Source organism: Occallatibacter gabretensis, from assembly GCF_001449115.1.
Lineage (GTDB): Bacteria > Acidobacteriota > Terriglobia > Terriglobales > Acidobacteriaceae > Telmatobacter > Telmatobacter gabretensis.
The window spans coordinates 464,664-480,096 of the sequence record NZ_LAIJ01000010.1; the positions used below are offsets into that span (position 1 = coordinate 464,664).

The 15,433-nt window shown below is 58.7% G+C and carries 15 protein-coding genes; 11 read left to right on the top strand and 4 right to left on the bottom strand.

All coding sequences use genetic code 11. From position 1 onward, the window contains the following. Positions 1 to 37: 37 nt before the first annotated feature. From VO84_RS18135 to VO84_RS18160, 6 genes are all read left to right on the top strand, one after another. Positions 38 to 334 carry a type II toxin-antitoxin system RelE/ParE family toxin gene (locus tag VO84_RS18135; protein ID WP_058189140.1) on the top strand — a complete coding sequence of 99 codons (297 nt, stop codon included), beginning with the start codon at positions 38 to 40 and terminating at the stop codon, positions 332 to 334. 9 nt (positions 335 to 343) lie between these two features. Next, on the top strand, positions 344 to 652 hold the full coding sequence (locus VO84_RS18140; protein WP_058189141.1) for a HigA family addiction module antitoxin: 309 nt from the start codon (positions 344 to 346) through the stop codon (positions 650 to 652). 61 nt (positions 653 to 713) lie between these two features. Beyond that, the gene (locus VO84_RS18145) at positions 714 to 1,274 is read left to right on the top strand and encodes a DinB family protein (protein WP_058189142.1); all 561 of its coding nucleotides are present in this window, start codon (positions 714 to 716) and stop codon (positions 1,272 to 1,274) included. 26 nt (positions 1,275 to 1,300) lie between these two features. Beyond that, complete coding sequence (locus tag VO84_RS18150) at positions 1,301 to 1,921, top strand: hypothetical protein (protein WP_157439988.1); 621 nt, start codon at positions 1,301 to 1,303, stop codon at positions 1,919 to 1,921. 178 nt (positions 1,922 to 2,099) lie between these two features. Continuing rightward, positions 2,100 to 4,616, top strand: coding sequence for a leucine--tRNA ligase (leuS, locus tag VO84_RS18155; protein WP_058189144.1), 2,517 nt, complete (start codon positions 2,100 to 2,102; stop codon positions 4,614 to 4,616). A gap of 1 nt (position 4,617) precedes the next feature. Continuing rightward, on the top strand, positions 4,618 to 5,523 hold the full coding sequence (locus VO84_RS18160) for a hypothetical protein (RefSeq protein ID WP_058189145.1): 906 nt from the start codon (positions 4,618 to 4,620) through the stop codon (positions 5,521 to 5,523). 5 nt (positions 5,524 to 5,528) lie between these two features. Here VO84_RS18160 and VO84_RS18165 read toward each other — a convergent pair whose 3' ends face one another. From VO84_RS18165 to acpS, 3 genes are all read right to left on the bottom strand, one after another. Beyond that, positions 5,529 to 6,158 carry a cytochrome P460 family protein gene (locus VO84_RS18165; RefSeq protein WP_058189381.1) on the bottom strand — a complete coding sequence of 210 codons (630 nt, stop codon included), beginning with the start codon at positions 6,156 to 6,158 and terminating at the stop codon, positions 5,529 to 5,531. Positions 6,159 to 6,274: 116 nt separating this feature from the next. Next, entirely contained in the window at positions 6,275 to 7,351 is a 1,077-nt protein-coding gene (locus VO84_RS18170) for an MlaD family protein (RefSeq protein WP_231738061.1), read from the bottom strand. 75 nt (positions 7,352 to 7,426) lie between these two features. Beyond that, entirely contained in the window at positions 7,427 to 7,810 is a 384-nt protein-coding gene (gene acpS, locus VO84_RS18175; protein WP_058189146.1) for a holo-ACP synthase, read from the bottom strand. A gap of 196 nt (positions 7,811 to 8,006) precedes the next feature. Between acpS and VO84_RS18180 the strand changes: the two genes are divergently transcribed. Next, positions 8,007 to 8,459: a hypothetical protein gene (locus VO84_RS18180; RefSeq protein WP_058189147.1), complete on the top strand. Its 453-nt coding sequence runs from the start codon at positions 8,007 to 8,009 to the stop codon at positions 8,457 to 8,459. 8 nt (positions 8,460 to 8,467) lie between these two features. Here VO84_RS18180 and recG read toward each other — a convergent pair whose 3' ends face one another. Further along, entirely contained in the window at positions 8,468 to 10,765 is a 2,298-nt protein-coding gene (gene recG / locus VO84_RS18185) for an ATP-dependent DNA helicase RecG (protein WP_269431430.1), read from the bottom strand. A 101-nt stretch (positions 10,766 to 10,866) separates the two neighbouring features. Between recG and VO84_RS18190 the strand changes: the two genes are divergently transcribed. The 4 genes from VO84_RS18190 to VO84_RS18205 all read left to right on the top strand — a co-directional run bounded on the left by VO84_RS18190 (position 10,867) and on the right by VO84_RS18205 (position 15,393). Next, complete coding sequence (locus VO84_RS18190; protein WP_058189148.1) at positions 10,867 to 12,225, top strand: Gfo/Idh/MocA family protein; 1,359 nt, start codon at positions 10,867 to 10,869, stop codon at positions 12,223 to 12,225. 212 nt (positions 12,226 to 12,437) lie between these two features. Further along, complete coding sequence (locus VO84_RS18195) at positions 12,438 to 13,340, top strand: ABC transporter ATP-binding protein (protein WP_058189149.1); 903 nt, start codon at positions 12,438 to 12,440, stop codon at positions 13,338 to 13,340. Further along, on the top strand, positions 13,333 to 14,580 hold the full coding sequence (locus VO84_RS18200; protein ID WP_058189150.1) for an ABC transporter permease: 1,248 nt from the start codon (positions 13,333 to 13,335) through the stop codon (positions 14,578 to 14,580). Before VO84_RS18195 ends, VO84_RS18200 begins: the two co-directional genes overlap by 8 nt. Positions 14,581 to 14,703: 123 nt before the next feature. Beyond that, positions 14,704 to 15,393, top strand: coding sequence for a lysophospholipid acyltransferase family protein (locus VO84_RS18205; RefSeq protein ID WP_058189151.1), 690 nt, complete (start codon positions 14,704 to 14,706; stop codon positions 15,391 to 15,393). The last annotated feature ends 40 nt before the right edge of the window (positions 15,394 to 15,433 follow it).

The following is a 15,433-nucleotide window of genomic DNA, read 5'->3' on the forward strand; positions in this document are numbered from 1 at the left end:
ACCGCCCAACGGTACAATTATCAACAGGGAAACCTGAATGATTACCGGATTTCGTGATCGGTGGCTAGAAGATTTCTTCGTTCAAGACCTGGCAAGCCGAAAGATTCCGGCCAATCTGGAGGATCGGCTGTTTCGGAAACTGCAATTGCTGGACGATGCCACAACGGATGCGGATTTACGAGTTCCACCCAGCAACCACTTTGAAAAACTTCGCGGAAACCTTGAGGGCTGGCATTCGATCCGAGTCAATGAGCAGTGGAGGCTCATTTTCCAGTGGGATGCCGGTCGTGGCGAAGCATTCCGGGTTTATCTCGATAATCACAGCTATCGGTGAGGTGTACAGATGTTAAATACAGCGCGCAAACCGGTGACCGTGGGCGAAATGCTCGCAGAGGAGTTTCTTGGGCCGCTCGGTCTTACGCAGGGAGCATTAGCCGCAGCAATGGGCGTGCAACGCAAACTCGTCAACGAACTCTGCAACGATCGTCGCACAGTAACTGCAGATACCGCGCTGATGCTCGCGCGCGTCTTTGGTAACTCCGCCGATTTCTGGCTCAATCTCCAGCGCAGGATCGATCTGTGGGAGGCTCTGCATACGCCAGCCCGTCGCCGCCGCATTGACCGAGCAAAAACTCTGAAACAGGTTGCATAAAGCAGTGTAGCCCGCTCCAGGCTCATTGCAAACAATCTTCCGGGAAGAAAGGACATCCATCATGAACGCTCTTCGCAGCGCTTCTTCATTCGCATTCGCAGTTATCTTGTGCACCGCAGCCGCACGCCCGCAAATGCCGGCCCAATCCGCGCAGCCGCACACTCACTCAGAGGCACTCCTCGGAGTGTGGAACTATGAAGGCAACAAACTTATCGCAATGGCGGAAGACTTTCCGGAGGACAAGTACGACTACAAGCCCAATCCCGCCCAGCGATCCTTCGCCGAGCAGCTCCTGCACGCCGCTGGCGGAAACTACTTTCTCATCAATCCCGCCAAGGGAAAGAGACCTCCGACCGGAGATCCAAAGCGCTCTGATTTCAAATCGAAAGCTGAAATTGTCGCCTACGTTCGCAAATCTTTTGCCGACGGAGCTGCGCTCATCCAGGCCAAGGGCGAGAAAGGCCTGAACGATGTCTTCCCGGACGGAGAATCGGGTTCTCCGGTCCACTTCGGAGATAACGCCTGGGGATGGGTTGTACACTCAGGCGAGCATTACGGCCAGCTTGTGGTCTATTACCGCGTTCTGGGACTCGTTCCGCCTGAGTCACGGCCGAAGAAGTAGCAGCCGAACCGCAAAGGCGGCGATTCATGTGGAGAAGTTTTTGCGCATTTCAACTCGGTTTGTTACTTGCCTGCATTGTAGTCCGCGGCCAGTCGTCTCCTCATGCGGCACAGCTGCCCTATACCGCGCATTTCAAGAACACCACGGTGAAAACGCTCGCGGATGGATCAACATCCACCTCAGAGCACGAGTCCATAAGGGCGGCTGACTCACATGGCCGCTTTTACGCTTCGTTTCTACCATCCTCAGATAGCAGCGATAATGATCCACGCACCGGCTATCAAGTTCGCGATTTAGTTCATTTGACCGTAAGCTACTGGACCGAGCCCGGAACGACTGCACAGGTGGTTCACATGCCGGATATCGGCGAACCGGAAACCGACTGTGCGAAAGTAATGAAGGCCATTGGTCCGCTTCATCCCTTCGGAGCCCAGCCGCCAATTGAGGACCTGGGGATAAAACCCTTTCTTGGCTTAGAAGCCAAGGGAGGCAGGATAACGTTTACGCCAGTGGCTCAAGTCAAATCCAGCCAGGCAGCGTCGGATACCACGGCGCCTCTAACGCGCACCAACGAGGTCTGGACGGCAACTGATCCCAGGCTCGGTGGACTGGTCGTCTACCAGACCTCTACCACCTCTCAGGCATAACAACGACGCGGGAGCTAACCGAATTCACCCAGGCGGAGCCTGACCCGCAGCTTTTTGAAATTCCGGCCAACCGCGAGATTGCCAGAAGTGAGACCAACGCCTACGTGTGCGGCCCTAACCTGCAACCCAAATCCATGAGAATGTTCCAGTAACTCGCCGCCATTTACACTAGATACTTATGGCGGACGAGAAAGAACTGCGATACGACCCGGCAACAATCGAACCAAAATGGCAAGAGCGCTGGGCAGCTGATCCCACTCTCTATGCGGCTGACCCGCATGACAGCGGCAAGCCCAAATATTACGTGCTGGAGATGCTGCCCTATCCCAGCGGCCAGCTCCACATGGGACACGTGCGCAACTACTCCATCGGCGACGCCCTTGCGCGCCATATGTGGATGCGCGGCTACAACGTGCTGCACCCCATGGGCTGGGACGCCTTCGGCTTGCCCGCCGAAAACGCGGCACTCAAGAACAACACACCTCCGCGCGAGTGGACGCTCTCAAACATCGCCGCCATGAAGCGGCAGATGCAGCGCCTCGGCCTCGGCTACGACTGGGCCACGGAAATCACCACCTGCCTGCCCGATTACTACCGCTGGAACCAGTGGTTCTTTCTGCGCATGTATGAGCGCGGCCTCGTCTATCGCAAAAAGAGCAAGGTGAACTGGTGCCCGGAGTGCGCCACCGTGCTCGCCAACGAGCAGGTCATCGATGGCCGCTGCTGGCGGCATGAAGACACCATCGTCGAACTGCGCGACCTGGAGCAATGGTTCTTCCGCATCACCGCTTATGCGCAGGAATTGCTGGATGGCCTGGACAAACTCGACGGCTGGCCTGAAAAAGTACGCACCATGCAGCGCAACTGGATCGGCCGCAGCGAAGGCACGGAAGTCGACTTTACCGTTGAAGGCGGTCCCGAAGAAAGCAGTCCGGCAAAGATCCGTGTCTTCACCACCCGCGTCGACACCATCTTCGGCGCAACCAGTGTGCAACTCGCGCCGGAACATGCGATCACCGCACAGTTTTCTTCCACGGATTCCGTCCTAAAAGAAAAGGTAGCGGAGCTACTCGACGAACAGAAGAAAGCTCGCGAGACCGGCGACATCGGCGCGATTGAAAAGCACGGCGCCCCGACAGGCCGCTTCGCCATCAACCCCTACAACGGCAAACGCGTGCCCATCTGGGTCGCCAATTACATCCTGGCCGACTACGGCACCGGCGCCATCATGAGCGTTCCCGGCCATGACGCCCGCGATTTCGAGTTCGCATCGAAGTACGGCATCCCCGTGCGTCGCGTCATCGCTCCAGCAGATCCTCAAGCAGAAGAACCAGCATTGCCCTATCTCTCAGAAGACGGCATCCTCATCAACTCCGGCGAATACAACGGCCTCACCTGCGATGAAGCGCAGCAGCGCCTCCAGCACATCGCAAAAGAGCAGGCATTCGGCGAGGCGACTATCACCTTCCGCCTCAAGGATTGGGGCGTCAGCCGTCAGCGTTACTGGGGCACGCCCATCCCCATGATTCATTGCGAGCGTGACGGTATCGTTCCGCTGCCGGACGATCAGTTGCCAGTCATTTTGCCCGCGAATATCGAAATCACGCAGACCGGCGGCTCGCCGCTCTCGCGCGTGCCGGAGTTCGTCAACGTTACCTGCCCCAAATGCGGCGGCCCAGCGCGGCGCGAAACCGACACCATGGATACCTTCGTCGACTCCAGCTGGTACTTCTATCGCTACGTAGACGCAAAGAATGATGTGGAGCCCTATGCTCCCGCAAAGGCGCAGCACTGGTTCCCCATCGACCAGTACATCGGCGGCGTAGAGCATGCCATCCTGCACCTCATCTACTCGCGCTTCTGGACCAAGGTCATGCGCGACCTCGGCATGATTCTCAATGATGAGCCCGCGCAGCGCCTCTTTACCCAGGGCATGGTCATCAAAGACGGCGCAAAGATGTCGAAGTCCAAGGGCAACGTTGTCTCGCCCGATGACATGGTGGCCCGCTACGGCGCAGACTCCACCCGCATGTACGCGCTCTTCGCCGCGCCGCCCGACCGCGACCTCGACTGGCAGGAGGATGGCGTCGCAGGCGTCAGCCGCTTCCTGGGCCGTGTCTGGCGTCTCACCACCAGGCACGCGGAAGCAGCGCGTTCTGCCAAAGGCCAGCCTCTCGCAGAGACCAGCGGAACTTCGCTCAAGCTGCTGCGCAAGCTGCATCAGACCATCGCCAAGATCACGCACGACTTCGCAGGCCGCTGGCACTTCAACACCTGCGTAGCCGCCATTATGGAGCTGGTCAATGAGGTCCAGGCCGCCGATGCACAGCTTACATCCGGAGAAGTCCCCGCTCCGGTCATCCGCGAGCTGCTCACCAACCTTGTGCTGCTGCTCGCACCCTTTGCTCCATACCTCTCTGCGGAGTTGTGGGAGGAGTTAGGCGGCGAGGGCGCGGTCCTGCGCGCCTCCTGGCCTATCAGCAATCCAGCTCTCGCCAAAGAAGACGAGATCGAAGTCTCCGTGCAGTCCAATGGCAAATTGATCACCGTCATCCGCGTGCCTGCAGACGCTGATGCCAAAGCCATCGAAGTCGCCGCGCTCGCCGAAGAAAAGGTCAAGGCGCGCATCGCCGGCAAAACCGTGGTCAAGGTCATCGTTGTCCCCGGCAAGACGGTGAATCTTGTCGTCAAGTAGCATGGAACCGCAACAGCAACTGCGCGGAACCCAGTCCATGGTCGGTCACATGGGCTGGGTCCTTGCGCGGCCCTCACTCACCGCATTGGAAGTTGCATGGCGCTGGCTCATCGGCGCGCCGCTGCTAGTCATCTGCTGGATCGAAGCCCAAAAAATCTTCGCCATCGTTCCGCCAGAGAGCGCAGGCCTCACCGCAATCAACTGGCAGAACCCCTGGACTGCTTCGCTCAAAATAGCCGAAGCCTGGGTCACGTACCAACCCCACATCGCCGCAGTACTGAGCCGGCTTGCACCCGTCGCCGCGCTTGCATGGATCGTAGTCTCTGGCATCGGCCGCAGCCTCGTTCTCAAGCGCATGGAGCCGTCTCTACCCTTGCGCCCTTTCTCCATGATCCTTCTGCAGGCTGCATGGCTGGCCGTGCTCGCGCTCACAGGCTGGGCATGGTGGGCCGGGTTAAGCTGGGCCGGGCAAACGCACATCAACGCCATAGGCGAACCGGACCTCATTGGCTACACCATCTGGGCCGTTTTTCTCACGCTCGGCTTCTTCACGCTGTGGGCCTTCATCAGCTGGGTTGTAACGATTGCGCCCATGCTGATGCTTTTGGAAGATTCTTCCCCAGCCACGGCACTCATCCAAAGCTTAAGGCTTGGAAAGCCCTTCACCGGCAAGCTCGTCGAGATCAATCTCGTCATGGGCATCGTCAAGCTTGCGCTGCTAGTCGTCGCAATGGTCTTTTCCGCCGTACTGATTCCATTCAGCGAAGAAGTCGGCGCAAGCGCGCTGCATCTCGAGTGGACCGTCGTTACAATCTTCTACTTCATCGCCAGCGATTATTTCCAGGTGGTTCGCCTGAAAGGCTTCATCGAATTCTGGCGCGTCTATCGCGGAGAACTGCCGGGCTAGCACAGCTACTTCGTCGCAGGTGCAGCATGAGCCGCTTCATCCTTCAAAAATTCTGCGCTCAATGTGCCTTTATCTTTCGCCACCCGCAGCAGCGTAGGGTAAAACTGCGCAAACGTAGTATCCACAGCCCCATGCGCGGCATGGCACGTGTAGCAGGACGCGCCGGAAGGAATGAGCGTGCCGTTGCTCGTGGGTTTATCGAAATCAAAAAATGCCCACTTGCCGGGGAACCGCTTTTCGTCCTTCACATGCACCTCAAGCCCCATCACATCCAGGCCTTGGAAGTGCCCATGCTGATTAATTGAGCCCTTGTCGCGCGCCTCGCGCACCTCAAGCACCATCATCGTCTTATCCGGCCACGTGCCCGTTGCCTGAAAGCTTCGATAAGCCTCTGGATTCACAAACACATTGTCGAACATCGTCATGTTCGCGGGTTTCTCTGAGTAGCTCATATCCACGCCCGAGCTCAAATAGATCCACTCGCGATAATTGGTCGGATTTACCATCTCGCCATTCGCCAGATAAATGGGAGCATTCGCTGAAGCAGCCCGCGCAATCTTGGCTGGGCGTAGCAATATGGCGGCGCTTACGGCCACAAGACAAACCACTCCTGCAAAAACAAGGGAACGATGCACGGTGAACTCCTGCAGCAGGAAACGCACCCGCAAGGCAGAAAGTTCCCGCACTGCCGATAATTCTTTAAGTTATGAGCCGCAACCCGGCAAAGTAAGTCAAAATCTATCCGGGCGCCCTAAAACACCTTCAGATGAATCACCAGGTACTGCTTCGGATTCTCGCGGATCGCCTTCACCAGCTTGTGTGACTCGTCCAGCGTGGCATTCAGGCTGTCATACACGGCGCGGTTCTGCGCCAGCTGACCAAGCGTTCCCTTGCCGTCGTTGATGCCGCTGAGAATGCCGTTCAGGCTTGTCACCGTCGAATCCAGCTTCTTGGCAAACTCCGGGTCCTTCGCCAGCTTGCCAATCGCGCCCTGGCCCTTGTTAATGCCTTCAAGAAGCGTGTTGGCGTTGGCCACAGCGGAATTCAGATTGTTGTAGAGCGTCTCGTCTGTGAGCAGCTTGCCCGCCGAGCCCTTGCCCCCATTCAGGTTGGCAACGATCTGATGCAACTGGTCCACAGTTGAATTGAGCTTGTCGTAAAGCTCTGTGTCCTTCGTCAGCTTACCCAGCGTTCCATTGCCCTGGTTGATGCTCTTCGTCACGCCTTCCAGATTCGCGCTCACCTGGTTCAGGTGGTTGTACAGCTCCGGGTTGTGAAGAAGTCTTCCCGCCGAGCCCTGCTCGGAATTCAGCGAATCCATCAGGAGGCTTGTTTTCTTCAACACCTTGGAGACTTGCTGCAGTGCATCCTGGCTGGTGTTCATCACCTGCTGAAGCCCCGAGACGTTATGCGACACCAGCTCTGCATTGTTTGCCGGTGGAGGACCTGTTGCATTGGTTGAAGTGATGTCGATGTAGCTGTCGCCCAGAACGCCGGCCGAGGCAATCGTGGCCGCCGAGTCCGTATGCAGAAATGTAGACAGCTTGCCCGGCACCTTCATGGTGACTTCCACTGGCGTGGGATTGCGTTCCGGCACCACGCGAATCTTCGTCACATTTCCAATCGTGACGCCTTCGAGCGTGACCGGCGCACCCTGCTTCAATCCTGAGGCGTTTTCAAAATAAACCCGCAGAGTGAGCTTCTTGGCAAACAGCCCCCCCGTCGATCCTGACATAAGGAAAATCAGGAAGATGAGGATAACGGCGCCTGCAAGAACCAGCGCGCCTACTTTCAGTTGGGACCACTGGACTTCTTTGCGGCTTGGCACGATTCTCCTCTGAGGGGATACTGTCCGGACCGTATTTCATTGAGCATAGCAGACCGCCGTCGGATTCCCGTCCGTTCAGCGCCCATCCTCCAGTACCACTGATGCCATGGCCGTGCTCCGTGAGTGCGTCAGTGAAAGCGCCGCATTCTGCACGCCGATTCGTTTTGCGTACTCCGCCGCCCGCCCATAAAACTGCAGTGAAGGCCGTCCGCCCGGCGCACGCTGCACCTCAATCTCCCGCCAGGTGATCCCGTGGTTAATGCCCGTGCCAAGTGCTTTGGCCGCAGCTTCCTTTGCCGCAAACCGCGCCGCCAGGCTCTCCGCCGCATTATGTTTGCGAAGGCAATATGCCTGCTCCGCCTTGGTATACACGCGATCGAGAAACCGCTCGCCAAACTTATCAAGCGAGTTCTGGATTCGGTCGATCTCCACCAGGTCAATTCCCGAGCCGAGGATCATGGATATGAAACTACACGATCCCCGTACCCCGGCCAAGGCGTAGTCGAACCGCCGGTCAAATAGATAAAAGGTTTCCAATGACCTCCAGCCCCGGGTTTATGGACTCTAACTCCGGGCTTATGCGGGCCGGCGCGCACCTTTTCGCTGCGCTTGTTTCAAAGCAGGTCAAGCATCGTGCAACTCCCGCACACGCATCATGATGCCCGTGCAGAGTCCCGATAACCCCATTGTGCAATTTGGTACCCCAAAACGCGCTCACGCACAGCCCGCGCTCATGCCCTGGGCGTTGGAGATTCAGGCTGTCTCCTCAGGGGAGCCGTCGAATCTGGTGCGCACGCTCACTGGAGCCATCCTCGGCTGCGGCGGTTGGGTGCTCACACGATCCACCACTGACAGCGGGCGCGTCACTATTCTCTTTGAATTCGAGCGCGCCGCCTGCGTGGAGATTTACACCGCTGTCATCGCATGTGGAATCGAGCTCAGCCGCAACGGTCACATCCGCATGACCGAGTTCTGCCACTGCACGCGCAATCACCTCAGCGAGTGTGGTGCGCAGATTGCCAGCATTGAGTTAGAAATCCAGACCAGTCCGCTCAAGATCGCCGGCAGCTCCGCGCCCGGCGGTAACGTGCCGGAACAAGCCCGCTAGGTAAGCTCTTAACCCGCCTCCACCAGCCCATACTTGCGCTGCCACGCTTCCTTGAGCCGTACCCATACCCGCGCCCGCTCAGCCTCGGTGCCTTCGGCCTCATCCGGCTTGCCGTTGACAAACCGCGCCGCCTCCATCTTGGCCAGCTCCAGCAGCTTGCGGTCGCGCACCAGGTTCGCCACGCGAAAATCCGGCAGCCCTGCCTGCCGCGTGCCAAAAACCTCGCCGGGTCCGCGCATAGCCAGGTCCAGCTCCGCCAGCTCAAAACCATCCTGCGTGCTCACCATCGCATTCAGCCGCTCTTCTGCCTGCTCGCTCACACGTGCACCCGTCATCAGAATGCAGTAACTCTTCGCCGCGCCGCGCCCCACGCGCCCGCGCAGCTGGTGCATCTGCGCCAGCCCAAAGCGCTCCGCGTGTTCAATCACCATCACGCTCGCATTCGGCACATCCACACCCACTTCAATCACCGTCGTCGAAACCAGCACGTCAATGTCGCCGCGCTGAAATCGCCGCATGATAATTTCCTTTTCATCAGCATCCAGTCGCCCATGCAGCAAACCCAGCCGCAGTCCATTCAGCGGCCCGGTTCGAAGCTTCTCATACATCTCAACGGCCGATTTCAGCCCCAGCTTCGCATTCGGATTCGCCTCCTTCGCAGCTTTGGGAAACAACTCCGCCGTCTTACCTTTCCGAGTCGTTTTCCGCGCCACAGGCTGAGCCGCCTTCTCCGTAGCCTCTTTCACATCAGCATCCGCACTGAAATCCAACTCCGGCTGGTCGTCCTTGGCCCCCTCAATCACCGGATAGACGATGTACGCCTGCCTGCCCAGCTTCACCTGCTTCCGAACAAACTCCCACACCTCATCCGCGCGCTCATCCGCCACGCGCCGCGTAACAATCGGCGTTCGCCCCGGCGGCAGCTCATCCAGCACGCTCAAATCCAGGTCCCCATAAAGCGAGAGCGCCAGCGTCCGCGGAATCGGCGTAGCCGTCATCACCAGCACATCCGGTTCCGCCCATTCTGTCCCATCTGGCCTTGGCTTCTTCATCAGCTTGAACCGCTGCATCACGCCAAACCGATGCTGCTCATCCACCACAATCAATCCCAGCCGGTCGAATTCCACCTTTTCTTCGATCAGTGCATGCGTCCCAATCACCAGGTGGGCCTCACCGCGATGAATCAGCCCTCGGTTATAGCGCTTGCGATCCTCATCGAGCGACCCTGTCAGCAGCACAATCCGGTATTTGCGCGACGACCGCTCCAGCAGCTTCCTCGCCGCCAGATAATGCTGCGTCGCCAGAATCTCCGTCGGAGCCATGAGCGCAGCCTGATAGCCGTTTTCCATCGCCACCAGCATCGCCTGCAGTGCCACAATCGTCTTGCCCGACCCCACGTCCCCCTGCAGCAGCCTGCGCATTGGGCTCGGCTGCTTCATATCGCTCACAATCTCGCCCAGGGCTTTTTTCTGCGCCGCCGTAGGATGAAACGGCAGCACCTCGCGAATCGCCTCGCGCACCTTGTCGTTGGTCTTAAACGCAACACCGGCGCGCTCGCGCATTCTCCGCCGCTTCAGCTCCAGCCCCAGCTCTAGAAAAAACAGCTCTTCAAAGATGAGCCGCCGATACGCCGGCGTAACCGCAGCCTGCAGCTCCATCATCGCTGTGCCTTCCGGCGGAAAATGTACCTCTCGCAGCGCCATCTCGCGATCCGGCAGCCCCATCCGCTCAATCATCGCCGCAGGCAAACACTCCGGCATCGCTCCGTGCATCGACTCCAGCAGATGAAAGATAACCTTCCGTTGCCACCGCGAAGCCAGCCGCGATCCCAGCGACTCATACACTGGCGTAATGCGGCCCACCTCCAGCAGGCGCGTCTCGGCATCGTCGCTCGCATCCGGCAGCAGCTCCCACTGCGGATTAATCATCTTCATATTCGACGTGGATCGTGAAGGCTCCACTTTGCCAAACACCGCCACCGTCTGCCCAGCCTGAAACTTGCCCTGCAAATAGGTTCCGTTGAACCACATACACTTCATCGCCAGCTGTCCCTGGCCAATGGTGATCTCAAAGATCGGCGCGCGCTTCGTCCTTAGCAGCGCCGACCCGCGCACCTCCGCAATTACACTCGCCATCTCACCCGGCTTCAGCTCATCCAGGCTGCGCGGATTCTGCCGGTCCTCATATCGAAAGGGAAGGTGGTAGAGCAGGTCTTCCATGGTGACAATGCCCTTGGCGGCAATCACTTCTGCCAGCTTCGGCCCCACGCCGCGCGCATACATCACCTTGTCTTCAAGTTTGTTCACAAACAGGATGCTAAAACATTGAGCCGCACGCCCGCGGCCATCTGCAGCCCCCATGCTTTATCGTTGTCTACGGCAAGAAAATCATCCCCGGAGCACCCTTGATGGTCATCTGGAACCGCCGTAACTTTCTCCGCGCCGCCGGCGCCGTCGCTGGCTCCGTATCCGCCGCCTCCGCATTGCCCGGAATACCCTTGCTCTCCGCCGAAGAGCCCGAAGCGAAAAACATCGCCGCCAACGACCACGTCCAGATCGCGCTTATCGGCGCAGGCTGGCAGGGCTCCGGCGACACAAGCGTGGCCATCCGCGTTCCCGGCGTTAAACTCGTCGCCGCCGCCGACTGCTACGACGGCCGCCTCGCACACGCCAAGGAAGTCTGGGGCAGCGACATCTTCACCACGCGCGACTACAACGAAATCCTTGCCCGCAAAGACATCGACGCCGTGATCATAGGCACGCCTGACCACTGGCACAAGCAAGCCTCCATAGACGCCATGAAGGCCGGCAAAGACGTCTATTGCGAAAAGCCCATGATCCATCTCTACGATGACGGCCCGGCAATGATTGAAGCCTCACGCCAAACCAACCGAATTCTGCAGGTAGGCAGCCAGCGCGTCAGCAACATCGTTTACGCCAAGGCAAAAGAGATCCTCGCTTCCGGTGCCATCGGTAAGCTCAACATGGTCACCGCTTACTGGGATCGCAATTCTTCCCTCGGCGCATGGAACTACACCGTTCCGCCCGACGCCAGCACGACAACCTGCGACTGGCCGCGCTGGCTGGGTACCGCGCCTAAAATCCCCTTCAACTCCGAACACTTCTTCCAGTGGCGCAAATGGAAGGCATACGGCTCCGGCGTCGCCGGCGATCTCTTCGTGCATCTCTTCAGCGGCATCCACTTCATCACCGGCTCCAACGGCCCCACCCGTGCCATGGCAACCGGCGCCATTCGTTACTGGAAAGATGGTCGTGACGCCAACGATGTGGTGCTCGGTCTCTTCGACTACCGCGAAGGCTTCAACGTCAGCCTCCATGTCAATTTTGTCGATGGCGGCGAAGAAGGTGAAGGCTTCACCTTTGCCGGTTCGGAAGGCACCATGACCATCGGTTCGGACGGTCTCACAATCAACCACGTGCCGCGCCAAACCGCGCCCGGTTACATGGTCGGAACCTTCCCTGAAGCCATGCAGAAGGAGATCATCGCCGCGTATGACGAAAAATATCCTCCCGGCGTGGCTAAGCAATCTCTCGCGGCAGCAGAGAAGTACACCCCGCCCAAAGGCTATAGCGATAGCTACGACCACTTCAAAAACTTCTTCGCTTCCGTCCGCTCACGCCAGCCCGTGGTGGAAGATGCCACATTCGGCTACCGCGCAGCGGGCGCGGCCTTGCTTTCCAACCTCAGCATCGATCGCGGCCAGATCGTCCACTGGGACCCTGACGCCATGAAGCTACTCTCGTAAATCTCGCAATCAACCGGGTGCCCCGCCCTCGGCGCGCTCTTGTTTTTGCGCCTAGGGTGGGAGGGAACTTCCCCCATTGCCCTGTGCGTATCACACAAAGGGGGAACTCTGCGCCTGCGGGAGCCTTTGCTACACTGCTGGCAGTTTGTTCGCCCCCATGGATCGCGCAAAGATCGCGCGAAGATACGCGAAGACACCCTTCGGGAGAATGCATGCCAGTTGTCGAACTCGCAAGCGTGACCAAAGCCTATGAGAGCAAGGTCGCCGTCAATAACTTGAGCCTCTCCATTGAAGCCGGCCAGATGTTCGGCCTGCTCGGACCCAACGGCGCAGGAAAAACCAGCTCCATCCGCATGATGATGGGCATCACCATGCCGGATTCCGGCCAGGTGAATCTCTTCGGCAAGCCCTTCGAGCGCAAAAGCCTTGAGCGCGTCGGCTACCTGCCGGAAGAGCGCGGCCTTTACAAAAAGATGAAGGTGATAGATCAACTCATCTTCTTCGGCGAACTCCACGGTGTCAGCGCCGCCGACGCGCAGACACGCGCTGTCTCCTGGGCCAAACGCCTTGAAATTGCCGACTCATTGACCAAGAAGACCGAAGAGCTCTCCAAGGGCATGCAGCAGAAGATTCAGTTCATCTCCGCGCTGCTCCACGATCCCGGCCTCATCGTCATGGACGAGCCATTCTCCGGCCTCGATCCGGTCAACGCCACCCTGCTCGAACGCACGCTCCTCGAACTGAAGGATCAGGGCAAAGCCATTATCTTCTCCACGCACCGCATGGATCAGGTGGAGAAGCTCTGTGACTCCATCTGCCTTATCAATAAGGGTCAGGCCGTGCTCGCCGGACGCGTCCGCGAGATCAAATCCCGTTACTCGCGCGACCGCGTCATCATGGAGTTTGAAGGCGATGCCTCTTTCCTGCAGAGCCCAGAAATCGCCGAGGCCAACAACTTCTCCGGCCACGCCGAGATCCAGCTCAAGCCCAGCGGAGACGCGCAAAAGCTCCTGCATGAAGCCGCTGCCAAAGCCACCATATATCGCTTTGAGCTGGTCGAGCCATCGCTAGAAGAGATCTTCATCCAGACCGTGGGAGGCAAAGCCGATGCGTAATATTCTGCTCGTCGCAAAGCGCGAATATCTTGAGGGAGTCCGCGGACGCGCCTTTCGCATGTCCACCATCCTCGTCCCCGTCGTCTTCGCCGTCATCATTGCTGTTGCCGTCTTTGCCGGCAAGAACTCCGGCGTTGGCAAGCATGTGTTGATCGCCACAACAGACAGCAATCTTGCCGCCGACATCCAGTCACAACTGACAGACGACAAAGATTCCAAGACCACCGTCGATGTGATCGTACCCTCTTCGCCATCAGAGCGCGACAGCCTTGTCAGCAAGGTGCGTGAAAAAGAAATAGATGGCCTTCTCTGGATCGACACCGCCGTACCTAGCAAAATCACCGCCACCTACATCTCCACATCCTCCGGTGACATCGTCATCGGCAGTCGCCTCGAATCTGCGCTCAACCACGCTCTCGCAGCCGAGCGCCTCAGCGCCCGCGGCATGAGCAAGGCAGAAGTCGAACTCGTCATGAAGACCGTCTCCGTAGACACCATGCAGGTGGACAAGGGCGGAAAGGAAGTCAAGAGCAGCGGCATCGGCGCGTATCTCAAGGGCTACATCATGGGCATCATGCTTGCAATGACTACCATGATCTACGGCATGAACGTCGCCCGCTCCATCATTCAGGAGAAAACCTCACGCATCTTTGAGGTCATGCTCGCCTCTGTCAAAGCCGGCGACCTGCTCGCCGGAAAACTCCTTGGCATCGGTGCCGTCGGCCTCACGCAGCTCGCTATCTGGGGTGTCGCCGCAGCCCTTCTCGCAGGCTCTGCCTTCGCCGCTCCCGTACTCAATGGCCAGCTTTCCATTCATTTGTCCATCACGGAAGGCCTTCTCTTCGGCGCATATTTCATCCTCGGCTACCTGCTCTATGCCTCGCTTTTTGCGGGCCTCGCCGCAAGCTGTGAAACCGAGCAGGAGCTGCAGATGTACACGCCGCTCGCTGCCGTGCCCATCTGGCTCAGCTTCTCGCTTATCTGGCTCATCATCAACAATCCCAGCTCCTTCTGGTCCATCGCCGCGTCGTTGTTCCCAGCCACTGCGCCCATCGTCATGATGCTCCGCATGGGCGCACAAACTCCGCCCGCGTGGCAGTTCGCAGCTTCTCTTGCCATCATGGTTGTCAGCGTCTGGGCCGTCCTGTGGGTCTCCGCGCGCCTCTACCGCGTCGGCATCCTCATGTACGGCAAACGCGCCACACTCCCCGAACTGCTCCGCTGGCTCCGCTACAGCTAGTAGTTTCAGTTCTCGCACAAATGATGGGTGCCCCAGGTCCCTGAAGTTGGGACCTGGGATAGCACTCCCGTAAACGGGCCTTTAACCCCTAGGCCATTTTTCCAGCCAATTACAATCAACCAGGTGAGCCAAGGCGCGGAAAAATCATTCACCTTCACCCAGCGCATCCTTCTAGCCATCGTGCCGCGCATCGTCCAAGCGCTGCTCTGGCTCGCAGGACTCACCTGGCGTTATGAAGTCATAGCACCTTCCGGCGTCACACCACTCATCAAAGGCCGCGGCGCAAGCTCCCAGATCTTCTGCTTCTGGCACCAGTGTGTTCTGCCCTGCGCGCACTACTTCCGCCGCACCGGCGCCGTCATTCTCATCAGCCGCAGCTTCGATGGAGAACTCATCACTCGCATCCTTCGCCTCTTCGGCTTCGATGCCGTGCGCGGCTCCAGCTCCCGCGGCGGCGGCGAAAGCCTTCTCGGCCTCAATCAAGTTTTAGAAAACGACAAGCCCGCCATCTTCACCGCGGACGGTCCCCGCGGCCCCATCTATCAAACCAAAATGGGCCCCATCAAGCTCGCACAAATGAGCGGCGCACCCATCGGAGCCTTTCATCTTGAGCCGCAGCGCGCCTGGAAATTGAACTCATGGGACCACTTCCTCATCCCCATGCCCTTCACACGCATCGTCGTAAGTTGGGGTCCATGGACGCACGTCCCCGCCGATCTGGCCCCCGACCAATTCGAGCCAAAGCGCGAAGAGCTCAACACAGCCATCGAAACCGCCCGCCTCAACGCACTAAGGCATCTCGGAAAGACGTAACCGCTAACTTGCCACCGCGCGCAGCGCGGCTAACCTGTTA